Origin of the sequence: Paenibacillus sp. FSL H8-0315, assembly GCF_038005365.1 — a bacterium.
Taxonomy (GTDB): Bacteria; Bacillota; Bacilli; order Paenibacillales; family Paenibacillaceae; genus Paenibacillus_AQ; species Paenibacillus_AQ odorifer.
In genome coordinates this window covers 1,747,467-1,771,997 of the sequence record NZ_JBBOTA010000001.1, presented here as the reverse complement: position 1 = coordinate 1,771,997, position 24,531 = coordinate 1,747,467, and the positions used below count along the sequence as shown (strand labels likewise).

22 protein-coding genes are annotated in these 24,531 nt (G+C 45.0%); 17 read left to right on the top strand and 5 right to left on the bottom strand.

Annotated elements, in window-relative coordinates; translation table 11 throughout:
• The first annotated feature begins 67 nt into the window (after positions 1-67).
• From MHB56_RS07685 to MHB56_RS07670, 4 genes are all read left to right on the top strand, one after another.
• A complete protein-coding gene (locus MHB56_RS07685; RefSeq protein ID WP_036683926.1) occupies positions 68-427 on the top strand; it encodes a hypothetical protein in 360 nt (119 codons plus the stop codon).
• Positions 428-463: 36 nt separating this feature from the next.
• Positions 464-643, top strand: coding sequence for a YfhD family protein (locus MHB56_RS07680; protein ID WP_036683923.1), 180 nt, complete (start codon positions 464-466; stop codon positions 641-643).
• A gap of 97 nt (positions 644-740) precedes the next feature.
• Positions 741-1,115 (top strand): hypothetical protein, encoded by a 375-nt coding sequence (locus MHB56_RS07675; RefSeq protein ID WP_341143443.1) that lies wholly within the window; start codon positions 741-743, stop codon positions 1,113-1,115.
• Positions 1,116-1,807: 692 nt separating this feature from the next.
• Positions 1,808-2,719, top strand: a complete 912-nt coding sequence (locus MHB56_RS07670) for a methyl-accepting chemotaxis protein (RefSeq protein WP_341143442.1) — start codon at positions 1,808-1,810, stop codon at positions 2,717-2,719.
• A gap of 87 nt (positions 2,720-2,806) precedes the next feature.
• Here the strand turns inward: MHB56_RS07670 and MHB56_RS07665 are convergent, their stop codons facing one another.
• Complete coding sequence (locus MHB56_RS07665) at positions 2,807-2,962, bottom strand: hypothetical protein (RefSeq protein ID WP_179088332.1); 156 nt, start codon at positions 2,960-2,962, stop codon at positions 2,807-2,809.
• A 39-nt stretch (positions 2,963-3,001) separates the two neighbouring features.
• A complete protein-coding gene (locus MHB56_RS07660; RefSeq protein WP_341143441.1) occupies positions 3,002-3,316 on the bottom strand; it encodes a hypothetical protein in 315 nt (104 codons plus the stop codon).
• A gap of 154 nt (positions 3,317-3,470) precedes the next feature.
• Here MHB56_RS07660 and MHB56_RS07655 point away from each other — a divergent pair, with 154 nt between their 5' ends.
• The 7 genes from MHB56_RS07655 to mtaB all read left to right on the top strand — a co-directional run bounded on the left by MHB56_RS07655 (position 3,471) and on the right by mtaB (position 10,525).
• Complete coding sequence (locus tag MHB56_RS07655) at positions 3,471-4,031, top strand: RNA polymerase sigma factor (protein WP_076192119.1); 561 nt, start codon at positions 3,471-3,473, stop codon at positions 4,029-4,031.
• Positions 3,991-5,667: a DUF4179 domain-containing protein gene (locus MHB56_RS07650; protein ID WP_341143440.1), complete on the top strand. Its 1,677-nt coding sequence runs from the start codon at positions 3,991-3,993 to the stop codon at positions 5,665-5,667. The genes MHB56_RS07655 and MHB56_RS07650 overlap by 41 nt, the downstream gene beginning before the upstream one ends.
• 104 nt (positions 5,668-5,771) lie before the next feature.
• Positions 5,772-6,350, top strand: coding sequence for a DNA-3-methyladenine glycosylase I (locus MHB56_RS07645; RefSeq protein ID WP_076220294.1), 579 nt, complete (start codon positions 5,772-5,774; stop codon positions 6,348-6,350).
• Positions 6,351-6,495: 145 nt separating this feature from the next.
• A complete protein-coding gene (gene prmA / locus MHB56_RS07640) occupies positions 6,496-7,548 on the top strand; it encodes a 50S ribosomal protein L11 methyltransferase (protein WP_036683907.1) in 1,053 nt (350 codons plus the stop codon).
• Positions 7,549-7,550: 2 nt separating this feature from the next.
• Entirely contained in the window at positions 7,551-8,234 is a 684-nt protein-coding gene (locus tag MHB56_RS07635) for a site-2 protease family protein (RefSeq protein ID WP_076128966.1), read from the top strand.
• Between the two features lie 179 nt (positions 8,235-8,413).
• Positions 8,414-9,178, top strand: a complete 765-nt coding sequence (locus MHB56_RS07630; RefSeq protein WP_341143439.1) for an RsmE family RNA methyltransferase — start codon at positions 8,414-8,416, stop codon at positions 9,176-9,178.
• A gap of 3 nt (positions 9,179-9,181) precedes the next feature.
• Positions 9,182-10,525: a tRNA (N(6)-L-threonylcarbamoyladenosine(37)-C(2))-methylthiotransferase MtaB gene (gene mtaB, locus MHB56_RS07625; protein ID WP_339169344.1), complete on the top strand. Its 1,344-nt coding sequence runs from the start codon at positions 9,182-9,184 to the stop codon at positions 10,523-10,525.
• Between the two features lie 341 nt (positions 10,526-10,866).
• On the opposite strand, the gene MHB56_RS07620 is transcribed toward mtaB, so the two are convergent.
• Positions 10,867-11,193 (bottom strand): AzlD domain-containing protein, encoded by a 327-nt coding sequence (locus tag MHB56_RS07620; protein WP_076304270.1) that lies wholly within the window; start codon positions 11,191-11,193, stop codon positions 10,867-10,869.
• Positions 11,184-11,918, bottom strand: coding sequence for an AzlC family ABC transporter permease (locus MHB56_RS07615; RefSeq protein WP_036683898.1), 735 nt, complete (start codon positions 11,916-11,918; stop codon positions 11,184-11,186). The genes MHB56_RS07620 and MHB56_RS07615 overlap by 10 nt, the downstream gene beginning before the upstream one ends.
• 209 nt (positions 11,919-12,127) lie before the next feature.
• Between MHB56_RS07615 and MHB56_RS07610 the strand changes: the two genes are divergently transcribed.
• The 4 genes from MHB56_RS07610 (at position 12,128) to MHB56_RS07595 (ending at position 17,679) form a co-directional block, all read left to right on the top strand.
• A complete protein-coding gene (locus MHB56_RS07610) occupies positions 12,128-14,353 on the top strand; it encodes an Ig-like domain-containing protein (protein WP_076278796.1) in 2,226 nt (741 codons plus the stop codon).
• A 150-nt stretch (positions 14,354-14,503) separates the two neighbouring features.
• On the top strand, positions 14,504-15,064 hold the full coding sequence (locus tag MHB56_RS07605; RefSeq protein ID WP_076128974.1) for an ECF-type riboflavin transporter substrate-binding protein: 561 nt from the start codon (positions 14,504-14,506) through the stop codon (positions 15,062-15,064).
• An 81-nt stretch (positions 15,065-15,145) separates the two neighbouring features.
• The gene (locus tag MHB56_RS07600) at positions 15,146-16,852 is read left to right on the top strand and encodes an ABC transporter ATP-binding protein (RefSeq protein ID WP_248549500.1); all 1,707 of its coding nucleotides are present in this window, start codon (positions 15,146-15,148) and stop codon (positions 16,850-16,852) included.
• On the top strand, positions 16,849-17,679 hold the full coding sequence (locus MHB56_RS07595) for an energy-coupling factor transporter transmembrane component T family protein (RefSeq protein ID WP_076128979.1): 831 nt from the start codon (positions 16,849-16,851) through the stop codon (positions 17,677-17,679). The genes MHB56_RS07600 and MHB56_RS07595 overlap by 4 nt, the downstream gene beginning before the upstream one ends.
• A 54-nt stretch (positions 17,680-17,733) precedes the next feature.
• Here the strand turns inward: MHB56_RS07595 and MHB56_RS07590 are convergent, their stop codons facing one another.
• Complete coding sequence (locus MHB56_RS07590) at positions 17,734-18,720, bottom strand: Na/Pi cotransporter family protein (protein ID WP_248549501.1); 987 nt, start codon at positions 18,718-18,720, stop codon at positions 17,734-17,736.
• Between the two features lie 99 nt (positions 18,721-18,819).
• Here MHB56_RS07590 and MHB56_RS07585 point away from each other — a divergent pair, with 99 nt between their 5' ends.
• Positions 18,820-20,244 (top strand): class I SAM-dependent rRNA methyltransferase, encoded by a 1,425-nt coding sequence (locus MHB56_RS07585; RefSeq protein ID WP_248549502.1) that lies wholly within the window; start codon positions 18,820-18,822, stop codon positions 20,242-20,244.
• Positions 20,245-21,017: 773 nt separating this feature from the next.
• Positions 21,018-24,530: a helicase-exonuclease AddAB subunit AddB gene (gene addB, locus MHB56_RS07580; protein ID WP_341143438.1), complete on the top strand. Its 3,513-nt coding sequence runs from the start codon at positions 21,018-21,020 to the stop codon at positions 24,528-24,530.
• Position 24,531 lies beyond the last annotated feature (1 nt).

The following is a 24,531-nucleotide window of genomic DNA, read 5'->3' as shown; positions in this document are numbered from 1 at the left end:
AAGTGAAATTAAGACAATATAAATGAATGCAACAGATGTCTGAATTTCAAGCGAGAGCGGGGATAAGATGTCGGAAAGATATATTTTGGCATATTTTAAAAGTCCAGAGGAAGCCGAAGGGGTCGCGCGCAAGCTTCGTGCACTTCGGGCCATTGAAGTTTCCATTGATCGCTTCAGTAGATATGGAGGTACCAGCTTTAGCTCAGGGGTAAATCCGGTGACAGGCAATGTGGCCAGAATGGACTCCATGACTGCTGAGCATGCACACACAGGCATACTTGCAGCTGCGGACACCAGCTCTAGCGGGATGAGTCATGGTGGTAACGGTGGTCCAACGGGGAGAGATATTTTGCTTACGGTTATTGTGCATACGGAGTCCTACGATCAGGCTCTGCGCTTAATTGAAGAAGCAGGCGGGATGGTCTGATCAGGCACTCATTAATAAGAAGGAAGGAGACAAATAATGGATAGAGAGAACTCACAAATCTTCTCCAAGACGGAGAAATTGAAAATGTTATACGAAGCTAAAGCGGAGGATGTAGAATTCTCGGCGGCGGAAGCCGATCTTGATGATATTGAAGCTCAGGATCGCGCACAAGAAGCGGACAAACGTCAGCTGAATGAGATTATGAAGAAAGAATAGCAGCTAAAAAAGCTAAGGCGGATACCTCACTTTGTGGGGTATTTTTGCGTTTGGGCATGTATAATTAGGGCGAAGAGCTTAAGTGTGGGGGGAAAAGATGGATAACGTTATTTTGTGGACAGGATTAGCCTTATTGATCGCATTATTAACCTATTTGAACCAGAAGCAGTTGTACTCTCCAAAAGTAAAACGGGCCTATCGTGAGTTGGGGGAGCTGACAGAGAAGGTTCGTATGGAGCGCTCTGAGGCGAGCGATTTGTATCGATGGGAAGCAGAATTAACCGAACTAGAGAATCATCCGAACGAACTGAATAAATTGGATGCTGAAATTAGGTTTCATCACGCATTTTTGTTATATCTTGAACGTCACTACCCTTCAGACCCAAGGATTATTGGTTTGAAGCAAGCTGACGCATATCAGAAGGATATGGTTTTGGGGATTAAAATAAAAGATTATAAATCCAATAAGTAAGATAATTTTGAATGTGTGTACAATGGGAGAAGGAAAATATTCGTACAGGTCGCAGACAACTGTTGCATGAAGGCGAGGGTAGGCGTGGCTTGCTGCGCCGCAGTCTGGCTGGAGTGCATTTGAATCGGAGGAACTTCCATACTTTGCTACATGGGATTGAGAATGATAGGAATTTGAAAATGAAATTGAGAGTTTGAACCCTAGCTGATATTTGCAGCTGGGGTTTTTGGTAATGGATCAGTAAAAACGAACTAAGTTAGGGCAAGCTTTTAGCTTATAAGTAAGGCTAATGCTAAGAAGAATTTTGGGGTCTCATAGTCGACGTAGCTGTAGATACTTTTCTGTTGGAAAATGAAATTAGGGAAAACCTCCCTCTATTTTTCTCTAAATGCTCGAAAAAATGAGTTTTCAGGGAAAACATCCCTAAAAAACGCTCGAAAAGATAGAAAAAGGCCTGATTTCATGAGTTTTTGGGGAGTATTTCCCTAAATGATAGATCAACCTTCGAATCTTGCACATCATTAGGGATGTTTACCCTAATTATCATCACTTTCAAGTATATTAACGTCTGCAGATGTTATAAATATTTTAAGTAATATAGCTAATATCACACTACAGATTAAGGATGTATAATTGTTCGAATATACTAGCTACGACCAATCAACTATTGAATTTTTTCAGGGGGAATTAGAATGGGGCTGGTACACTCTCAAGGAGTTACTGATGAGCTTGTTGTTAGATCTTTAGAAAGAAATTTAGCTATTATCCGGTTTGACCTTGATCGCCGGGTAGCTTATGTGAATGAAGTTTTTGCAAATTCCATGGGATATAAAAAAGATGAAATGTACGGAATGCATCATAAAGAGTTCTGTTTTCCACATTTCGCAGATAGCCCAGGTTACGAACAGTTTTGGCAGGATCTTTTTACAGGGAAGAGTTTTCAGGATAAGATCGAACGAATGGATTCGAAAGGAAATGCGGTTTGGCTTGAAGCAACCTACATGCCAGTATTTGATGAAAGCAATGAACAAGTCATCGGAGTATCTAAAATAGCAACTAATATCACCCAAAGACAAAGTAACATGAGTAATGTTGTGCAACGGATGCAAGAGATGGCAGACAGCTTGAATCAAAGAGCAGATTTAGGTATTGAGCGCAGTCAAGAATTATTACGAAGCATCAACAAAATCGCCGAAGTATCGATAGAAAATACACATACTCTAGCTAATCTTGAAAAGCAAGCTGTATCGATTCATAGCATCGTGCAAACGATTCGCGATATTGCTTCGCAAACGCAATTATTAGCCCTAAATGCAGCTATTGAAGCAGCTCATGCGGGGGAGTATGGCCGAGGTTTTGACGTAGTGGCAAAAGAAGTGAGAAAATTATCTTCCATGGTACAAGATTCGATCATAAAGGTACGGGATAGTGTGGATGCGATCACGCTGGAAATTGGAAAGATCTCTATAGGAACAAATCAAGTGCAAGAAAATATAGAAGATAGTCAGCAGCAGGTTCTGGTAGCGTTGGAGGATTTTTCGAAGATTGCTTCTTCTGCACAAAATCTCGACACACAAGCGCGCGAGGTTATGGATATCCTTTAATTGTTAATATGTATGTTGATAGATTGAATATCAGCAAAAAAGGGTCGGTCTCCTACTTGAAAGAGATGGACCCTTTTATTGTTGGTATTATCCGATTTTGTTAACAATCAAGGTAGGAATCATATATCTATGATTTGTGATGACTCCGTCTACAGTAACACTAACCTTAGTAACTCCGGTGTCCCCAATCGCCCCATCAGAGCCAGTCCCACCTTTAGCCCCCCGTCCCCCCAGTTGCCCCATATCCGAGTAATTCTGCTGTAGCTAATCGATGCGGGGCTACTAATTTCTCTGCACTGTCTTTACCCCAAAATGAGATTTGGATTGGATGGTCTGGCAAACTAGCAGTTGTGAAAAAAAATCGAAGGTATCAAAATCCGCAAAATAATTTTTAGTTATTACCTGATTTGGCATCACATCTAGCAGATCGCCTACATATTGAATTCTTTCTGCATTCATGTAGTAGCCTTCGATCAGAACTGTGGAAGCAATCTGACCGCTACCATTAGCAGTTTTGACAGTGACCTGTTGTGTAAGTCTTGTGTTGTTTTCTGAGTTAACATTGTTTTCTATCGGACCAGTAGTTAAAAGAGTCATTGTCCTTCCTCCATTTGCTTCATTCAGATTATTAAGCCTGTTTGATTTTCTCTATGTCTTTAAGAGTAGCGATAGTTTATGCTCAGAAAAACGAACCTTTTCCAAGGATTGGTTGTCATATAGATATCTCAGTCAAGAAAGGAGGGCGTAAAATTTGGAGAGTAACCGGGAGTTATTTGAAACCTACAATAAAGATGTATACCGGACTTGCTACTATATGGTGCATGACGCGGCGGATGCAGAGGATTTGACTCAGGATGTCTTTATTACCGTATTTCGCAGTAATCGTGAGCACGTGGAGCATATCAAGGCTTGGATTATGAAAATAACGGTCAACCATTGCCTCAATCATTTGAAACGAAAACGGACTTTACAACAGAAGATTACGGACAACCTTCATTTCTTTAATAAAACGGCAGAAACAGCTGTGGAGCAGCAGATTGAGCAGCGTGAGACGGAGGTCGAGTGGGCGCAATATATGAGCAAGGTCCCTATCAAACTTAGGATGGTGCTCACACTTAGGTATATGCATGATTTCAGTCTGGCTGAAATTTCGGATCTGCTGTCCATTCCACTTGGAACGACCAAATCTAGGCTGCATAAAGGGCTAACGGTAATGAGGAGAATCCTGCAGGAGGCTGGGGTTCAACTTGAACTAAAGGAGGGCGAAGCTTTTGAAAAAGTTAGAAAATATGCTGGAGCATCGTTTAAATGAAGATAAAGGCGTGCCTTATCCAGATTTTGAACGCATGTGGGGACGTTTAGAGCAAGAAAACAGTACAATGACTCCCCTACAACTTCGTATGGCGAATGGTAGCGGGAACAGAGGGAGAAACTGGAGTAAAATAGCTGTGGTGGCTTCATTTTCAGTACTTATTGCAGCGGCACCCGTATATGCAGCAGTGCATTATGATTGGGATAATTTGCTCCATGGGAGAGGAGGCGTTCAAGCAGCGCTGGCCCAAAATCTCGGACAACAACTGAACCAGTCAGTGACGCAGGATGGAGTAACTCTGAAGCTACATACAGCGATTGTGGATGAGAATCGGACGGTTATCTTATTCACTTTGGATGTAGGAAAACGCTTGGAAAATGAAAATTGGAATGTTAATGGAATGACTTTGAAGGGCGCAGATGAGGCGAATGGTCCTAGTGAGTTCAGTTATGTGTTATGGGATGAGAAAAATCAACATTACAACGGATATTTCGAGAGTGATTGGACACCGAAAAAGGATACTGTGAATGTGCAACTAGTTGCAGATAATCTGCAAGCCTTTAGCACACAGGAGTTAGATTTACCGCTGGATATCCAATCGCAGGAGACACAAAATTTTCCTATTGGACAGGAAGGAATGCGCAGCATAGAGGTGAAACCTTTTACCCAAGGACAAGAAAAAATATTATTCTCTTCAGCGATCATTTTTGATCAGCCAGAAACAAAAGAATGGGCCTTTCCAAATATAGTCGCTTACAAAAACGGAACGCTCATAAATTCGCTGGCTGGAGGTGCTTTCGGTACACCGGGAGAAAACGGGGAATATACGTCCCAGCAATATTTTAAGGCGGCTGATATTTCCAGCGGAGAAGTGAATTACAAGCTGCAGTACATGAAACAAGAGAAAAAGGTTGAGGGGCCCCTAGCTTTTGATCTTCAACTAAGCAAAAAGCAGATGGAGAGCGGGACCATAAATACCTCATTGAATCTGCCGCTAGAAGAGGGCGAACCTAATTACACGCTGGAGAAAATGGTAGTGACGCCTACTCAAATTCGAATCGCTATTAGAAGTAAAGAGAAAGGCAATAATTTCCCGTATCAAAAGTCTACTCTTGAAGTAGCAGGCAAGACGCTGGAGGGCAATTTCTGGAGATCTCCAGAAGGTGAGCCGGAATTAACAGTGCTTCGTTTTGAGCGGCCAGTTGACCTTGAAATCACAGAAGAGACGCCAATTACCTTTGTTGCTAAATACAAGGTGACTCAGCACGGCAGCTATAAAATTAACAAGGACGAAAAAACACCACTTCTGTTGACGAATATATCTGAAAAGAAACAGACGCTTATCCAGCAGCTTAGCGGATACCCGGTAAAATGGACGTACTATATGCAGGGTGCCGATCTTTATGTAGAGACTGAAAGTGAAGATGCTCGCTTCGGTGGAATTAACCAGACCCATATCGGACTGGGGAAAGAGCGTATTTTAGGTAAACCTCTGACCGTTAATTTCACTGGGGATGGAAACAATAAGGCCATTGATGTTTACAAGGGTTTCAAAGGTACAGAAGCTTCTATTTATATATTCTTCTATACGACTGACGATCCGGATAAAGAAACAAGAGTGCAGCTGCGGCCATAGAAAATTTTTTTTAGGGAGGAACCTTGTGTTCTTCCCTTTTTTTCGTTTACAGTGAGTAGATGCTGAGTGGACTCAGCAAGGATTAGCGTAAAGGAGAGAAAAGGATGGAAATCACTCGCTGTGCTTGGGTTAATGAGGATCCTTTATATATCGCATACCATGATGAAGAGTGGGGAAAACCTCTGTATGATGACCGGAAGCTGTTTGAATTACTTATGCTCGAAGGCATGCAGGCAGGGTTAAGCTGGTACACCGTCTTAAAAAAACGGGCACATTACAGAGAGGTATTTGATGGATTTGATCCGGAAAAAATTGTGCATTATGATGAGCCGAAAATTGCTGAGCTGATGAACGATCCCGGGATTATTAGAAATCGCTTAAAGATTGATTCTATCATTCGTAATGCAAAAGTATATTTGCAAATTAGTGCGGAAACAGGCAGCTTTTCAGATTATCTCTGGAGCTTTGTGGGGGGCGCGCCTACGCTTAACCATTGGAAGACACGTGCGGATGTTCCTGCTTCGACGGCTCAGTCTGACGCAATGAGTAAAGCATTAAAAAAGCGAGGCATGAAGTTTGTCGGCTCTACCATATGTTATGCTTTTATGCAGGCATCGGGGATGGTAGATGATCATTCGCTCGATTGCTTTTGCAGGAGCAGTCCGGGCATGGCAGAGCGTTGATCTGTAGTTTGGCGTTACCCCAAGAAGAAATGTTATACTATGAAGCGAATGCTCACAAAACTAAGCCTATGCTTACGAAGCCAGTTTTGCACGAAGTTAATCAATGAAGCTAACGCTCACAAAACTTTAGGAGGATCACATAAAGATGTTATGGCATGAAGTGACGATACATACAACAGAAGATGCACAAGAAATGATTTCGAATTTTTTATATGAAGCAGGAGCGGGTGGGGTTTCTATTGAAGAATCCGGAACACTCAGTAAAGAACGGAATACGCGTTACGGTGAATTATACGACCAACCCTTGAATGATATCCCAGAAGGGGAAGCGGTAATCAAAGGTTATTATGCCGATTCCACGGATATGGATGCTGTTATAGAAGAACTGACTCCACGGGTAGCAGAATTGCGTGAGTACGGCATTGATCCGGGCAAATCGCTGATTTCTTGGAAAACCGTAGATGAAGACGAATGGGCGCATGCTTGGAAGCAATATTTTAAACCGCTCAGGGTATCGGAGCGTCTCACGATTAAACCAACTTGGGAGGAATATACGCCTGAGAGCCCAGATGAAGCAATCATTGAGCTGGACCCTGGTATGGCATTTGGTACAGGGACTCACCCTACAACAGCTTTGTGCCTGCGTGCGCTCGAGAAGAATATTAGCGGCGGCGAAGAAGTAATCGATGTTGGTACGGGTTCAGGAATATTGGCTGTAGGTGCAATGCTGCTCGGTGCGAAATCCGTGCTGGCGTTAGATTTGGACCCTGTAGCTGTTGAAAGTGCGCGGGAGAATGTAGCACTGAATAAACTTGAAAAGTTCATTACGGTAAAAGAAAGCGACCTGCTCTCCTTGCTAGGCGGTGAAGGTGTAGCTGACACGGCTGCTGGAGAAATGTGGCCATCCGCTAGACCGGGTCACACTCTTGAGGGAACACCTGCGGAGCAAGTAACAGAGGATAGCCTCGGCGTTACACTCCCGGTGAAGATTGTAGTTGCGAATATTTTGGCAGAAATCATCGTATTGTTTACGGATGATGTGTATCGTGCACTTCAGCCAGGAGGCTTGTATATTACCTCCGGTATTTATAAGGATAAAGAAGGACTTGTGGCTAACGCACTACAAGAGTCCGGCTTTGAGATTATGGAAGTATCCCGTGAAGAAGATTGGGTGGCATTTACAGCCGGAAAGAGGTAAAAATGGATATATTGCAAAGTATAATACGTGTAGATCTGGATCAGCTTCCTTTTCTGCTCATTACGATTTTAATTGCTTTTACAGTACATGAATTCAGTCATGCTTATTTCGCAAATAAGTTCGGTGACCCTACCGCTAGATTATTAGGACGCATGACGCTTAACCCTGCTGTACACTTCGATTTTTTTGGTATTTTACTGCTGCTGGTTGCTGGTTTCGGGTGGGCACGTCCAGTTCCTGTAAACCGTGATAACTTTAGCCGCCCCCGTCTGATGGGAGTCATTGTGTCTGCTGCGGGCCCAATCAGTAACCTGTTACTAGGGATTATTGGTGCTTTAATATATGGGGTGCTTGCGGCAACCGGTGTATTAGAGTCGATCTCCAATGATCGCGTTTTAGAGGCAGTGTATCTGTTCTTTGGCACCTTTATTCAATGGAACTTCTTTTTATTCTTGTTCAATCTGATTCCATTGCCTCCGCTGGATGGCTACCGGATTGTGGAGGATATTGCTCCTCGCTCCATTCGGGGCAGATTACAGCAATTTGAGCAATGGGCTGTATTTATCTTTTTATTAATTCTGTTTATTCCAGGGTTACGAACCTATACCATCGATCCTCTTGGCCACTGGGCTAGTGAAATGTCGAGAACATTTGTGCAGCTATTCCTAAGAATGTTTGGCAGCTAAGGTAGGGACTGAAGTCTGGTCAACCCTGCTTAAACATTGTATTATGTAATTTGTTGAAAAATAGGATAGTTAAATTTCGCCTGATCCATAGTTATATTTCTCTAAGAAACGGGTGACGTCTTTATTAAGGCGTCTTTACCGTTTCTTCTTACTGAATTCATGAACAGGATGATGAAGAGATGCAGCGATATTTTGTTACACCAGAGCAGTTTGGTGCAGATAACGTTAGAGTTGACGGGGAAGATGCAAGGCATATTACCAAAGTCATGCGCGGTAAGGTTGGGGACAAGCTTATTGTCAGCGATGGCGTCTCCCGTGAAGCGTTAGTGGAGATTGCTCAGATCGAAATAGGGGAAGTGACAGTGAACATCCTGGAAACCCTGGAGATGACGCATGAACCGCGGATAAAAATCACAGTGGCTCAGAGCTTACCCAAGGCCGATAAGATGGAAACTGTCATTCAAAAGTGTACAGAAATTGGAGCCGTTGGTTTTATTCCTTTTCTGTCGGAGCGCACGATTGTACAATACGATGAACGCAAGGAAAGTAAGCGGCTGGACCGCTGGCGTAAAATTTGTAAAGAAGCTGCCGAGCAGGCACACCGGAACATCGTTCCGGCTGTAGGCTCACCGTTATCCTGGAAGCAGCTGCTACAGACTTTTAGTGAATATGATGCTGTTTATTTCTGTTATGAAAAAGAAGAAGGCTTGCAGCTTCGCAGCAGTGTTGCCCCTTGGTTATCCTCGCTTTCACCGCAGGCTGGTGGGAAGGTACTGATTGTGGTAGGTCCTGAAGGGGGGTTTACACCAGAGGAATGCCAAAAGGCAGAAGAAGCTGGTGCGGTTTCCGTAGGACTAGGACGGCGTATTCTGCGCTGTGAGACAGCGGGCATGGTTGCCGCTGCTTGTATTTTATATGAATCGGGAGAAATGGGAGGAGCTTAAGAGATGCCATCCGTAGCATTTTATACTTTAGGTTGTAAAGTGAATTTTTATGACACCGAAGCCATCTGGCAGCTATTCAAAAATGAAGGTTACGAGCAGGTCGATTTTGAGGGACCCGCCGATGTATATCTGATTAATACTTGTACTGTAACTAATACAGGTGACAAAAAAAGCCGTCAAATGATTCGTCGTGCCGTTCGCCGCAATCCGGAAGCTATCGTGGCGGTTACTGGCTGCTATGCGCAGACCTCTCCTGGTGAGATTCTTGATATTCCTGGTGTCGATCTTGTTATTGGTAACCAGGACCGCGATCAGATCATGACGCATGTAAAGAACATTGAAGCCTCACGTCAGCCGGTCAACGCTGTTCGTAATATTATGAAGACACGTGAATTCGAAGAGATGGATGTACCTGGCTTTGCGGATCGGACGCGTGCTTTTATGAAGATTCAGGATGGCTGCAACAACTTCTGCACATTCTGCATCATTCCATGGTCGCGTGGACTTTCCCGCAGCCGTGATCCCAAAAGTATCGTAACCCAGGCACATCAATTAGTAGAAGCAGGGTATAAGGAATTTGTTCTCACGGGTATTCATACCGGTGGTTACGGTGACGATCTTGATAATTACCGTCTAGCCGATTTGCTGTGGGATCTAGATAAGGTGGATGGACTGGAGCGGGTACGTATCAGTTCTATCGAAGCTAGCCAGATCGATGAGAAGCTGCTGGAGGTGCTGAACCGTTCCTCTAAAATGTGCCGTCATCTGCATATCCCGCTGCAAGCCGGACATAATGATGTGCTGAAAGCGATGCGCCGTAAATATACGACAGAAGAATATTACGCCAAAATGCAGCTGATCCGTCAGGCGATGCCAGATGTCGGGATTACTACGGATGTTATCGTTGGGTTCCCGGGGGAGACCGAGGAAATGTTCCGTGCCGGCTACGACTTCATGAAGGCTATTAATTACTCCGAGATGCACGTATTCCCTTACTCCAAGCGGACGGGCACTCCGGCAGCGCGGATGGAGAATCAGATCGACGAAGAAATCAAAAATGTACGCGTGCAGGAACTGATTGATCTTTCGGAAGAAATGCAAATAGCTTATGCTCGCAAATTTGTAGGCCAGACATTAAGTGTTATTCCGGAAAGAGCTGCTAAAGGGGCGCCGGGGCGCAATATCCAGCATGGATTTAGCGACAACTATTTGCAGGTGTTCTTTGATGGAGAAGATTCACTCCAAGGAGAACTTTGTCAGGTGAAGATAACGGAAGCTGGCGTGAACGAATGCCGCGGTGAGTTGGTCGGGGTTAGTCAGACTGGGCTTCAGCAGGCTGTCCGTTAAGCAATTGATATCCGTTTAGCAATAGATATTAGTAAAAGACAACAGAGCAGCCATTTTCCCGTTAGCGGGGAAGGGCTGCTCTGTTTTTAGTTATTGCTGCCTAGACCACCAATTCATAACAATCTCATGATGCTTTCGGACCCAGATGGCGTTATTTGCATTTTTTTTGCCTTTTATGCTTAGTTTCGGACTCCAGTGCAGCTATTCCTTAGAAAGTGGTTCATAATAGGTGTTTTTCATGACAATAGCGACTATGGTGTCCGTTAGTGTTCCAAAAGTGGGATAATGCTGCGAATAAGGTCAACTGTGTCCGATAGTGACTTCATACGCGTAGAAGTGGATCAAAAAAACATCCGTAGGATCATGATTGAAACAATCCCCGCCAGTACAGTGCCTAGCAAGCTCCGGGTTTTTATCGCAATCAAAAAAGTAGGCAATGCCGCAAAAAGCTCAATGTTATTAGCTAAAGACGAAAATTTCCCATCATTCAAAAAAATCTCCTGACCTATTAATGCTGCCATAACAGAGATAGGAACATAGTTTAACCAGCGCATTCCCCATTCTGGCAATTCAAACCGGCTAAGGATCATGAGCGGAGCCACCCTGGGAATAAAGGTCACAAAAGCTGCTCCTAGAATGATCAGAAATACATCCCATCTCACTTCCATTTTTCAAACACCATCCCTATTGTTGACGCAATGACTGTAGCGATAATCACTCCAACACTGCTGGAGAATAGGAAGGAGCTTCCTACTGCTATGATCACGGCAAGGATTGCGACAACCAAATCTAGTTTGATTTTATTACGGTCAATCATGGAAATTACAAGAATGCCAATAAACATCGCAGGTAAGGCAAACTGTAAACCGAATTGATCAGGGTCTGAGATCCACTGGGCTAAAAAAGCTCCCGCTACATTCGCAAGAAACCAATTTAAATAAGCGGTGAGATTTAGACCGTGCATCCATTTTTCACTGATTTGCTGCTTATTCAAAGCTTGATTGATGGCAACTCCAAAGGTCTCATCAGTCAATAAAGAACCAACCAGCATATTTCTCAGTGGGGAAAGATGGCGGAAATAAGGTGAAAGAGCTGCACTAAGCAAAATATGGCGAAGATTCACGATAAATATCGTAATAATAATGGCCGCAGGCGAGCTGCTGACAGCTATCATTCCAGCAGCTATAAACTGAGCTGAGCCCGCGTAAAGAATCAAGCTGATTAAGGCAATCTCAGCAATGCTGAGCCCGGCTGTCTTTTGAACAACACCTGCTGCAAGTCCGATGCTTAAGTAGCCTAGTAGTGTGGGAATACAATCTTTTACCCCTTTAAGGAAGCTATCTTCCTGTTTAGGAGACGGGATTGCTTCTAGTTGGACGTTCTCTGCACTCATCGTAGCCCCCTTGTTTCAAGAAAGAATTTAGTAGTTAGCATATTACTTCCTAATATTTTGATCAACCTTTACCGTATTATCTAGTCTGAAAGTCCCGAATTTCGCTTTATAGAGCCAGGGGGTAAACACTTAGGGTACAATTGTCGATATAAGTAAAAGAGTGTGGGGATAAACCACCGAACGACATTATAGCCTAAGGGAGAGAACAAATGACTGTGTACAGGAAAATGACGAAAATGCTCCTCATCATGATATTGTTAGCTACTGCGGTTTTTCCGGTAAGTGTCTTTGCAGCGACCGGTGATATCAACTCGATTGAATTCGAAAGCTCCGCTAAAGTAGAGCTTACGGTTGGACAAACGCCAAAGCAACTTAAGGTATATGCGAATGTGGAAGGGTCCTCATCTAAAAAAGATGTGACAGGTGCAGTTGTATGGAATTCTTCTAACACAAACGCTGTAAAGGTAGTAAATGGCCTATTGACTCCGATTGACAGTGGAAAAGCTATTATTACAGCGACTTATAATCATGCACTTGCTACCATTGAAGTTGAGGTAGCCCATCCTGTTAAAGAACTGAAGCTCGAATATAGTTCTGAAGGGAACTACAAATTGGGTGATGATGAGGATAAACTGCTGGTCAAAGCCAATGCGATTGGTGGAGAAACAGCGACTTCTGCTAAGGATGTAACGGCTGATACTACTTGGAGCAGCTCCAACACAAGCGTGTTGACCATTGCAGAAGGTAAGATCACTTTGGCTGGTGAAGGTACAGCAACGATCACTGCCAAATACAAGACCTTAACAGCAACCTTTAAGGCTGTAGTGAAATTGCCTTATTCTGAAATTGAGCTTAAACATGACGACAAAATCGTTAAAGAACTAGAGATGCTAGTCGGAGATGCACCTTTGAAGTTGGTTGCAGAGACTAAAGAAACTACAAAATCCAGCGCAAATGATATTTCAGAGAAAGCGGAATGGTCCTCTTCTAGTGCTAGTGTAGCTACAGTAGACAAAGGCGAGATCAAAGTGTTGTCTGCTGGTAAAGCTGTAATTACAGTGTCCTATCTGGGGATTACACAAACAGTAGACGTATATGTACGTGCTCCTTATGAAGCGCTACTACTTACTCCTACAGGAGATCAATTCCTGTTTATGGGCGAAACCCTGAACGTTAAGGCTGAGGTTCGCGATGCTGCGAATTCTACTCCGAACATTTCAGGCAGCGCAGTATGGACTTCGGATAATCAATTGGCGGCAACCGTTACGCCTGGTAGCGATACTGCGGCAGTGACTGCTAAAGCAGTGGGAACTTCGGTTATTAAAGCAGAGTACAGAGGAATTAATAAAAGCTTTAAGCTGACAGTGTATCCTACGATCACAGAACTGGCAGCCGACAAGACGGAACTGGAGCTTTACACAGATGACACCGTAAGCCTTCCAAAAGTAAATGGTACAAAGCTTGACGGAACAAAGCTAGATCTTAGCAGTGATATTGAGTGGACCTCTGCGGATGATGAGATTGCCACCATTAAAGACGGCAAGATTGTAGCTGAATCGGCAGGTATTGTGAAGGTTATCGGTAAAATAAAATCAGAAAACCCAACGACTTCAAAAACTGCTGTAAGAGAAAAAAGTGTTGAAGTAAAGGTTACAGTGAAAGATAAAGTCCTTGTCTTGCTTGGACCAGAAGAAAACCTGGTGATTGTTACTGGTGAAGAGAAGGCTGTTCCTGAAGTAAAAGCTGTGATGGAAAACGGCAGTGAACTTGATGCTACTGCAACTATGGAATGGGAGCTTACCGGTACGAATGCGATTATCAAGACAACAACTTCCGGTAAGGTAATCAAAGGACTGGTGAAGGGTTCTGCTACTTTAAAGGGAACTTACGCTAATAAAACCATCAGTATCCCAGTTACCATTGAACAAAAGGTTACTAAGCTAGTTGTAGAACCTACTGCTATCGAAATGAACATTAAAGGCTCTAAAGCGATAAAGGTAACGGCTTATTATTCTAATGGTAAGACAGGGAATGTCTCCAGCAGTATGAATTGGGAGTCCTCAAACGAGGCGGTTGCTACGGTTAAAGCTACAACCGTTAAAGCAGTAACAGAAGGTACTGCTACGTTGACAGGATCTTACCAAGGGATTGCTGCTAGTGTCAAAATTACTGTAGTTCCTAAATTAACAAAGCTGACCGTTAATGAAAGCAGACTGAAAATGGCTCCGGGAGCCGTTCAGAATGTAGTTGTGACTGCACAGTATGATACTGGTAAGACTGCTGTTGTTACTGGAAGTGCGGTATGGACCAGCTCCAAGCCTTCTGTAGCGAGAGTATCTGCAAGTGGTCAGATTGTTGCTGTGAGTAAAGGAACGACATCCATTAAAGGAAAGCTAGGCGGCAAAACAGTTACAGTATCAGTGACAGTGAAGTAATAGAGAATAGGATCTGAATTATCAACTATGAATCTGCAAAGCCAACATTATGTTGCTTTGCAGATTTTTTATTTGGATTCTATAGTAATTCCGACTATTCCGATGTATAATCACATAAAACATAATAGATGCGTTGGGGGAGATGAAAACATGGCAAAACAAAAGGTGTTGTCGATCAAGACGATTGTAGCGATTGGTATTGGTTCTGCTTTATTCGTTATATTGGGGAGATTCGGCTCGATTCCTTCGGGTATTCCAAACACTAACATCGAGACTACATACGCATTACTGGCATTGTTCTCCCTATTGTACGGCCCGTTTGCCGGATTATTTATAGGCCTGATCGGGCATACCCTGAAGGATACGATATCTTATGGATCGCCATGGTTCAGTTGGGTCATATCATCAGGAATTGTAGGGCTGGTTATTGGCTTGTTAGTAGCTAGAATCGCTATTCATGACGGGGAATTCGGACGGAAGGAAATAATACGCTTTAACCTGGCTCAGATTGCAGCGAATGCTGTAGCTTGGTTCCTTGTAGCCCCAGTGTTGGATATTCTGATCTATGCAGAACCCGCTAATAAAGTATTTACGCAAGGACTGACCGCAGGTGCATTAAATATAGCTTCGGTGGCAGTGATCGGATCTTTACTAGCCATTGCGTATGCTAAGACAAGAACGAAACAGGGCAGCTTGACTAGAGAAGCTTGAGTGGAATACAAATCCAAGCTAAAAAGCCGGTGGAAATCACCGGCTTTTTTCTCTTCACATTAACCCAGAGGAAGGTCTCAGATGAAAAAAGTAATGATTGAATTTAAGGATTTCAGCTTTCAATATCGGGCGCAGCAGGAACCCACACTACAGGGGATTAACTTAACGATTGTTGAAGGGGAGAAGGTGCTTATCGTGGGACCCTCAGGTTCTGGGAAAAGTACACTGGCTCATTGCATTAATGGTCTCATCCCTTTTGCTTACAGAGGGGAAATATCAGGTTCATTACGGGTTATAGGCCAGGAGCAGAAGGATCTGAGTATCGCAGAGCTGTCCAATCAGGTAGGTACCGTATTGCAGGACCCGGATGGACAATTTGTAGGATTAACGGTTGGTGAGGATATCGCCTTCAGTTTAGAGAACCATGTGGTTCAACAGACAGAAATGAAGAGCAAAGTGGCGGCTGCCGCAAGAGCGGTGGATATCCACGAATTTCTGGCCTCTTCTCCTCAGGAGTTATCGGGTGGACAAAAGCAAAAAACGTCCTTGGCAGGTGTTCTGGTAGGTGATGTGGACATCCTGCTCTTTGATGAACCGCTGGCAAGCTTAGATCCTTATACAGGTACAAAAGCGATTGAGCTTATTGATCGAGTGCATAAAGAGACAGGTAAAACCGTTATTATGATCGAGCATCGTCTTGAAGAGGTGCTGCATCGGGCGGTGGATCGTATTATTGTGATCCATGAAGGACGTATTGCGGCGGATATGCCGGCTGCAGAATTGTTGAGCACAACGTTGCTTTCAGAAGTTGGCATTCGGGAACCTCTCTATTTAACGGCTTTGAAGTATGCCGGATGTTCGATTACAGCAAATATGAATCCGCAGCATGTGAACGATATTCAGTTGGAGGCGTGTTCTAATAAACTTAAGATCTGGTATGAGTGCAATCAGTCACGCCAGGATAAGCTGGAGAACCCACCCATCCTTGAGCTAAGAGATATTTCTTTTGGATACGAAAAAAATCAGCAGGTGCTGGATAAGCTCAATCTCTGTATTCATAAAGGAGAGATGGTCTGTATAGCGGGGCGAAATGGGGCTGGGAAATCTACAGTTTCTAAGCTGATTTGTGGATTCTATAAACCTACTTCCGGATCAATACGGATGCATGGGCGTGATATTGCTCAGGACACGATTAAGGAGCGGGCAGAGCGGATTGGTTTTGTTATGCAAAATCCCAATCATATGATTTCTAAGACACTTTTATATGATGAGGTTGCCCTAGGACTAAGACTCCGAGGTTGCCCTGAGGAGCTCGTTCGTGAACGCGTCCATCAAGTCTTGAAGGTGTGCGGACTTTATTTTTTTCGCAGCTGGCCGATCTCGGCGCTCAGTTACGGCCAGAAGAAACGGGTCACGATTGCCGCCATTCTGGTACTGGAGCCGGAAGTGATCATTTTGGATGAACCGACTGCTGCTCAGGATTACAGGCATTATAACGAAATGATGGAGTTTCTCTTGACGCTGCGGGGGCAGGGGATGACGGTCATTATGATTACGCATGATATGCACTTGATGCTGGAATATGCCGATAGAGCTATAGTGTTAGCTGATGGCGTGAAGCTTGCGGATGATAGCCCTGAGCGAATATTAACGAATACTGATGTGGTGAAAAAAGCGAACTTGAAAGAAACCTCGCTTTTTGCCCTAGCTATAAAAGCTGGATTGAAACAACCGGAGGAGTTCGTTAGAAGGTTTATTGCGTATGATAGGAGGAGCCGAGGCGGATGAAGGCCAAAATGTTAACTTTTACGAAGCAGGATTCACCTATTCACCGTCTTACCGGCGCTACGAAGTTGATTTTATTTGTAGTGTGGTCTGTGACGGGGATGATTACATATGATACAAGATGTCTAATTGTGATGCTGTTATTTAGTTTGCTTGCCTTTAGAATTTCCAAAGTTCAATTTCAGGATTATGCTTTCGTATTATATTTCATCTTGATTTTCTTTTTGCTTAATCATATAGCTATCTTTATCTTTTCTCCTTTGGAGGGCGTACGTGTTTACGGGACACGTCATGATATTATGCATATTGCAGGCCGGTATACGGTAACTTGGGAGCAGCTATTTTATCAATTCAATATTGCCCTGAAATATGCGGTGGTCATTCCTATGGCATTATTATTTCTTCTAACGACCAATCCCAGTGAATTTGCAGCATCCTTAAATAGAGTTGGAGTGAACTATAAAATTGCATATTCTGTATCGCTGGCACTGCGGTACATTCCGGATATTCAACGAGATTATGAGAATATATCGTTTTCTGCTCAAGCAAGGGGAATAGATATTTCTAGAAAAGAAAAGCTGCCTAAGCGGCTAAAAAATATCATTTCGATTCTGATGCCCCTAATTCTGACTAGTATCGAGCGGATTGAAAATATCAGTACCGCTATGGAGCTGCGCGGTTTTGGCACTGAGACCAAACGAACTTGGTATAGCCGTCGCCCGTTCACGAGAGACGATTATTTTGCATTGGCTTTGTTTGCGCTGATTGGAATTTTCTCGACAGTGATCACTTTTTACGACGGTTCGCGGTTTTATAATATTTTCGATTGAAGTATAATAGTACAGTTGTGGAAAGCTGGGATTATAATAAACGGCACCTTTTTGTTAAGACTGAAGACGTTTCTCCAGTTTTGACCATATAGGCAGGTAGCATAATGGCAGTGCTAGAAGTGAGCAGACTACGTTGAAAATGGTCTGGGCGTGGGCGATTTGTGAAGCAGGGCCTCCACCAATCCATGCAGCACTTGCTTGTAGCAGCCCGATCATGGGCAAGAATAGTAGTGCACCGCCTACATTAAGCGCAACATGGGACCAAGCGACGAAGACGCCGGATGGCGTGCCGCCGATGGAAGCGATGACCGCTGTGACACAGGTGCCTACGTTGGCGCCCAGCACAATGGCTATACCTAGCTCAGGCGGCATGGCACCCGAGGCGGCAATGCTCATAGCCATAGCTATGACAGCAGCGCTGCTATGGAGCATGGCTGTTAGGCACGCTCCAGCGGCGAGCCCCCATAAGGCACTAGTAGCGGCATGGTTTAGGAACCAGAGGAATAAGCCACTTTCCTGAAGTATTCCGCCGATAGACTGCATGACAGCGATGCCCCATAGGACGAGGGAGAAGCCTGATACAGCCAGACTGATAAATTGCAGCGGCGGGGATATTTTGTGGCAGAGCTCTGCCACTCGCGATGTAGGCGGCAGTTCGCCTGCAATAACTGCCGCTGCCCACAGACTGAGCGAGGCTGCCAGCAAGGGCGTGGCCATGGTATTGATCTGAAGTCCGATCAATTCTGTAGTTAATGTGGTGCCGATGTTGCTGCCCAGGATAATGCCAAGTGTGCGGGCATAGGTAAGCAGGCCGGCATTGACCATGCCGATAGTCAACACCGTTACAGCAGTACTGCTCTGGAGTAAGGCGGACAACAGGCTGCTGGCAATCATTCCTTTAATAGGTGTTGAGGTAGCTCTATTTAGGCTTGTAGTTAATAGAGGGCCTGCTAGCTTGGACAACGCCGTTTCCATCAGCTTCATGCCGGCTAGAAAGATAACAAGACCATATATGATAGGGAACAGCAAATCACTGAACATAGGGCATACTCCTTTGGACGAGGGTTGTACACCAATATATGAATGTATTGCATGGGACATGTATAAAAACATTTTTAGAAAAACAGGGAGTTGAAGTCATTGCCATCGGTTATTTTAGAACGCAATCGCAAAAAAAGACTGGAACAGGGCCATCCATGGGTCTATGCAGGTGAAGTCGCATCGGTAGAAGGGAATCCGGAAGCGGGGGGATTAGTAGATGTCCTTAATCATCAGGGCCGATTTTTGGCCGTGGGATATTACAATCCAGCGTCACAGATTCGGGTAAGAATTGTATCGCAGGGACCCCTTGCGATCATGGATACAGCCTTTTTTGCAGAACGGTTTGCGAATTGTCTGCAACACAGAAACCGGTTCCTTCCGGGTGCGGATGCTTATCGCTTGGTTTATGGTGAAGCGGACTTTTTGCCGGGGCTTATTGTAGATCGATTCGGAGATATTTTGGTTGTGCAGCTGCTTACCCTCGGAATGGACAAGCGGCGTGCAGAAATCGTCGAAGCATTGGTGCAGGTTATGGCACCGCGCGGAATCTATGAGCGCAGTGATGTTAGTGTGCGCGAGCTTGAAGGTATGGAGCAGACAACGGGTGTGCTGTACGGGGAATGTCCAAGGCATGTAACCGTGAGCGAGAATGGCCTGAAGCTAGTCGTTGATATTGAAGAGGGCCAGAAGACAGGTTACTTCTTTGACCAACGTGAGAATAGAGCTTCCATTGCTCCGCTCATGAAAGGGTGGGGAGGACGAAGCGGCATTACGCTACAGGAAATTGAAACTGAGGATGGTTCACTACAGACCTTACCAGTTAATAAGAGCGGCAAACATGTAACGTTCCCTTATTGGGACGGTGCGACAGTGCTGGAATGCTTCTCGCATACGGGCAGCTTCACGCTGCATGCCTGCAAGTATGGCGCGAAAAAAGTAACCTGCCTTGATGTTTCAGCACACGCCATTGAGAGTGCCAAAGTGAATGTGGAGCTGAACGGCTTTAGCGATCGTGTTGAATTCGTAGTGGATGATGCTTTTGCATATCTACGGAATCAGGTTAAAGGACTAGAGGAACGTTCTGAACGGGCGACAGTTGCAAGTGGAACAGAGACGGCAGCAGCTGCTGCAAATCCTAAAACCGGAGGCAAAACAGCCAAAACCGACACATCCAAGCCGATGACAGCAGGTGGAGGAAGAACTTGGGATGTAGTCATCCTGGACCCTCCGGCGTTTGCCAAAACCAAAAGTGCAGTAGCTGGCGCTTGTCGTGGTTACAAGGATATCAATCTGCACGGGATGAAGCTGGTGAACGAAGGCGGCTATTTGGTTACCGCAAGCTGTTCTTACCATATGCAGCCAGATCTGTTCCTCGAAACGATTGCCGATGCGGCTAAAGATGCTGGCAAGGTGCTGAGACTTGTGGAATGGCGGGCCGCAGGCAAAGACCACCCACAAATACTTGGCGTTAACGAAGGACACTATCTGAAGTTTGCGATTTTTGAAGTGCGGAGTAAAAAATAAGCCTGAAGGTCAAAAAGGTTTACAGTGCCAAGTAACAAGTAGGATAAACGGGCTGGACGTAGGGTGGTCGTGAGTCGACTGTAATGCAAGGAGTTGCTAACGGACTCAGATGACTCTATTTAGCGCAAACAGGCTATTATTGAATTCTTACGGACCCCAAAGGCGCTATTGCCCCAAAAACACCCGTAATGTCACACATTTTCGAAGAATAGCGTCAGTGGGGTCCGAAAAGCTGCCATAACAGCACTGAATCCACGAATAACGGCTCCTGGGTCCGTAAGTAATTAATGAAACAAGCCGAGCCGAAATGTTGAATGTTAAATTCGGAATACTAAATGGTAAACAACGAATGATGCTTATTGAATTATGATGTGCGGAATGCGGATTACAAAACGATCGGTGTAGAGTGCTAATGTTGAGTGCGGGGTGTTGAGTATTGAACGCCGAACGCTGAACAGTCTAACATTGACCCTATGCTCTGACATTGGCAGCTCCAATCTAACGTTGCACATCTGGCATTAAAAACAAACTAAACACTCTAAAAAGCAAGCCGCCAAAATTCGGAGGTTTGCTTTTTTTATTTGTACTCGTAGCTGTTTATCCTTTGTAAAACATTAGAAAATACTAGCAAACACATGTTCCGATTAGTGTGGTTATGATATACTGAGGGGACGAGGAATCACTGAACTTTTTTAATTGGAGTGTAATCAATGGGTGGATATTTCACCCTGTATTCTATATATTTTCTCCGCTACGGAAGGAGTCTATCATTTATGCCGGTAACCTTTTTACTAGGCCGCTCGGGCAGTGGCAAGACAACAAAAATATGGGAATCTATCTCTTCTTCCTTAGAAAAGGAACCGCTTGGTGCGCCGATTATTATTCTTGTGCCAGAGCAAGGTTCTTTTGGAGCAGAACGGGGGCTTCTGACCGTAGGGAATGTGAAGGGAAGCCTTCGGGCGCAGACACTGAGTTTTTCGCGGCTTGCCTATCGTGTGAAGCAGGAAACTGGTGGCAGTGCAAGTCTGCCAATCAGTGAAGAAGGTAAGAAAATGTTAATTTACAAAATCATCAGTCGTCGCAAAGAGGAACTGAAATTATTCGGTGCCTCAGCAGACAGACCGGGTTTTGTGGAACGTCTGAACCAACTGCACACGGAGATGAAACGTTGCTGTTTGGGTTCCACTGATTTAGAGGAACAGTTGTCCGCTATGCGAGGAGCTATTGCAAGAAGTCCTATTCTTGAGGGTAAGCTGGATGATTTGCAGCTGGTTTTTAGCGATTTAGAGAAGGAAATGTCCCGTCTTTATATCGATGAAGAGGATCGTTTAGCAGAACTGGCTGAGCATATTCCAGATTCCTCTTACATTCGCGGGGCAGAGATTTGGGTAGATGGGTTCCATGGATTTACTCCGCAGGAATTCGTAGTGCTTCGAGAATTGATGCAGCAAGCTTCGAAGCTGACGGTTTCGCTTACAATTGATCGTCCTTACCCCTATGGAGATCAGTTGAATGAGCTTGAATTGTTTCACCCAACTGCGGTTACTTACATTAAACTGCGTGGAATTGCTGAAGAGCTGGGCATTGATGTATGGGACGAGCTGCTGGAGCCAATGGTTCTTCCACGTTTTGAAGAAAGTCCAGTACTTGCTCACCTTGAACGGGGATATGATCGCCGGAAGGCTTGGATAGGTGCGGATGAACTGGCAAGAGAGGCTATATCCATAGGCGCCGCAGTTTCGCACAGAGCAGAGGTTGAGGGAGCCCTGCGCGAAATGACTAGACTGGCGCGGGATGAAGGTGCAAAATATGGCGAAATGGCCGTATTGATGCGCAATATTGGCGATTACGAGCAGCTGGTTCAGCCGTTGTTCCAAGATTATGGAGTGCCATTTTTTCTGGACCAGAAGGTGAATGAGCTGCATCATCCGCTAGTGGAGTTTATACGTTCCGCATTGGATGTAGTGCGTCGTCGCTGGCGTTATGAGGATGTATTCCGTTGCGTAAAGACGGAGCTTCTGCTTCCGCTAGACGGTAGTATTACGCGTGATGATATGGATGCTTTAGAAAACTATGTGCTGGCTTGTGGGATTCAGGGGTACCGCTGGACAGATGGCCGCTCCTGGAAAGGTATTCCTAGCTTGTCGCTGGAAGGCGGCAGACAGATGGATGATGAACTGCTTGCTACTATGGAACGATGCCGTGCTAGTATAACAGGTCCATTATTTGCTTTTGAGAAAAGAATCCAGAAAAGTCGTAGCGGTCTTGAACTTTGTACGGCATTGTACAAGCTGCTTGAAGAGACGGATGTTGCGCGAAAGCTGGAGAAACTCAGTGTTAAGTCTATGGAGAAGGGCCAACCCGAGAAGGCTAGGGAACATAGCCAGTTGTGGGGTGCGGTACTTGATCTGTTAGATCAGATAGTAGAAATGATGGGCAATGAAAGACTTGAGTTTGAAGTGTTCACTGGAGTTCTAGAGACAGGTCTTGCTGAACTTAAAATGGGACTAGTTCCGCCCGCACTGGATCAAGTATTGGTCGGCAATATGGATCGGACTCGCCCAACGGGGGTTAAATACGCTTTTTTGCTTGGATTTAATGAAGGTGTTGTGCCTGCGCAGTTTAAGGAAGATGGAATTCTCTCGGAAGGTGAACGCTCCGTACTAGAGAATGCTGGAATGGAGCTTGCTCCCGGCGCTTCTCGTAAACTGCTGGACGAGCGGTTTCTGATCTATAATGCACTAACGACAGGAAGCCGAAAGCTCTGGATTAGCTACGCTACAGCGGATGATGAGGGCAAAGCTCTCCTTCCCTCTGAGGTTATCCGGCATTTGCATAGAATGTTCCCAAGGGTTCAAGAGCACAGCTTGTCAGCACTTCCCCCTTCGGGACTACCTATAGAAGTCGAAAATCCTATCCATCTCGGTTTCATTGGTCAACCAGAACAGAGTCTTCGCGCATTGATTATGCAGCTGCGGCAGTGGCGCCAAGGAACAGAAATTCCGGAGCTATGGTGGGATGTGTATAACTGGTTTACTAAGAACGAAGATCGTAAATTTCAACTGGAACGTTTGCTAAGTTCACTGTTCTATCGTAATGAGGGAACGAAGCTAAAGCGTGGCACAAGCCTCAGATTGTATGGTGGCTCAACACTGCGGGGCAGTGTGTCCCGGATGGAGAAATTTGTTGCGTGCTCATTTTCCCATTTTGCGTCCTACGGACTAAGACTGAAAGAGCGCCAGTTATATAAGCTGCAAGCACCTGATATTGGACAGCTGTTCCATGCTGCGCTAAGTGATATGGCGATAAGACTGAAACAAGAGGGACGGGGCTGGGGCAGCTTGTCTCCGGATGAATGTCGGCGTGAGGCCAGTGAGACAGTAGAACGGCTATCTCCGATGTTGCAGGGTGAAATTCTAATGAGCTCCAAACGTTACGGGTACATCTCCCGTAAGCTTAAGAATATTGTTGGACGTGCTTCTGTGATTCTGGGCGAGCACGCCCGCCGGGGCAGCTTTGAGCCAGTAGGGCTGGAGCTGGATTTTGGACCGGATAAGGAGTTGCCGCCTTTAAGAATTACGCTGCCGAATGGCTGTGTGATGGAGGTCGTTGGCCGGATTGACCGTGTAGACATAGCTCGTGGAGAGAACGGTATTCTTCTGCGGGTAATTGATTATAAATCGAGCCAAAAGGATCTCAAGCTGCATGAGGTGTATTATGGATTGTCGCTGCAAATGCTGACTTATTTGGATGTGCTGCTGACATATTCGGAGCAATGGCTGGGGCAGCCGGCACTTCCAGCAGGCACACTTTATTTCCATGTGCATGATCCGTTGTTAACTTCATCCAACGGGATGAACAAGGAACAGGCTGAGCAAGAGCTGTTGAAACGCTTCAAGATGAAAGGACTGCTTACAGCAGATCGTGAGGTTGTCTCCCTAATGGATACCACTTTAGACAAAGGGTATTCTTCTATCGTGCCTGTAGCAGTAAAAGCTGACGGCAGCTTTTATAGCAGTGCTTCAGTAGCTACACCAGAGCAGTGGAGCCATCTATTATCCTCCGTTAGAGGGACGATCTCGGATATCGGGACACGGATTACAGAGGGTGATGTGGCGATTGAGCCGTACCGAATTGGGCAGGAGACTGCCTGCACATTCTGTTCCTTTAGGCCTGTCTGCCAGTTCGATGAAGCTGTGGAAGGTAACAGCTATAACAATCTGGGTAAGCCAGGGAAGGACGTTATATGGGATCTGCTGTCCCGCAAAGGAGGAACTACACCTTGAG

What these genes read in the sequence shown, in the direction of transcription:
- MHB56_RS07685 (WP_036683926.1), top strand. Translation starts at nt 68, where the DNA reads ATGTCGGAAAGATATATTTTGGCATATTTTAAAAGTCCAGAGGAAGCC.
- MHB56_RS07680 (WP_036683923.1), top strand. Translation starts at nt 464, where the DNA reads ATGGATAGAGAGAACTCACAAATCTTCTCCAAGACGGAGAAATTGAAA.
- MHB56_RS07675 (WP_341143443.1), top strand. Translation starts at nt 741, where the DNA reads ATGGATAACGTTATTTTGTGGACAGGATTAGCCTTATTGATCGCATTA.
- MHB56_RS07670 (WP_341143442.1), top strand. Translation starts at nt 1,808, where the DNA reads ATGGGGCTGGTACACTCTCAAGGAGTTACTGATGAGCTTGTTGTTAGA.
- MHB56_RS07665 (WP_179088332.1), bottom strand. Translation starts at nt 2,962, where the DNA reads ATGGGGCAACTGGGGGGACGGGGGGCTAAAGGTGGGACTGGCTCTGAT.
- MHB56_RS07660 (WP_341143441.1), bottom strand. Translation starts at nt 3,316, where the DNA reads ATGACTCTTTTAACTACTGGTCCGATAGAAAACAATGTTAACTCAGAA.
- MHB56_RS07645 (WP_076220294.1), top strand. Translation starts at nt 5,772, where the DNA reads ATGGAAATCACTCGCTGTGCTTGGGTTAATGAGGATCCTTTATATATC.
- prmA (WP_036683907.1), top strand. Translation starts at nt 6,496, where the DNA reads ATGTTATGGCATGAAGTGACGATACATACAACAGAAGATGCACAAGAA.
- MHB56_RS07635 (WP_076128966.1), top strand. Translation starts at nt 7,551, where the DNA reads ATGGATATATTGCAAAGTATAATACGTGTAGATCTGGATCAGCTTCCT.
- MHB56_RS07630 (WP_341143439.1), top strand. Translation starts at nt 8,414, where the DNA reads ATGCAGCGATATTTTGTTACACCAGAGCAGTTTGGTGCAGATAACGTT.
- mtaB (WP_339169344.1), top strand. Translation starts at nt 9,182, where the DNA reads ATGCCATCCGTAGCATTTTATACTTTAGGTTGTAAAGTGAATTTTTAT.
- MHB56_RS07620 (WP_076304270.1), bottom strand. Translation starts at nt 11,193, where the DNA reads ATGGAAGTGAGATGGGATGTATTTCTGATCATTCTAGGAGCAGCTTTT.
- MHB56_RS07615 (WP_036683898.1), bottom strand. Translation starts at nt 11,918, where the DNA reads ATGAGTGCAGAGAACGTCCAACTAGAAGCAATCCCGTCTCCTAAACAG.
- MHB56_RS07610 (WP_076278796.1), top strand. Translation starts at nt 12,128, where the DNA reads ATGACTGTGTACAGGAAAATGACGAAAATGCTCCTCATCATGATATTG.
- MHB56_RS07605 (WP_076128974.1), top strand. Translation starts at nt 14,504, where the DNA reads ATGGCAAAACAAAAGGTGTTGTCGATCAAGACGATTGTAGCGATTGGT.
- MHB56_RS07600 (WP_248549500.1), top strand. Translation starts at nt 15,146, where the DNA reads ATGAAAAAAGTAATGATTGAATTTAAGGATTTCAGCTTTCAATATCGG.
- MHB56_RS07595 (WP_076128979.1), top strand. Translation starts at nt 16,849, where the DNA reads ATGAAGGCCAAAATGTTAACTTTTACGAAGCAGGATTCACCTATTCAC.
- MHB56_RS07590 (WP_248549501.1), bottom strand. Translation starts at nt 18,720, where the DNA reads ATGTTCAGTGATTTGCTGTTCCCTATCATATATGGTCTTGTTATCTTT.
- addB (WP_341143438.1), top strand. Translation starts at nt 21,018, where the DNA reads ATGCCGGTAACCTTTTTACTAGGCCGCTCGGGCAGTGGCAAGACAACA.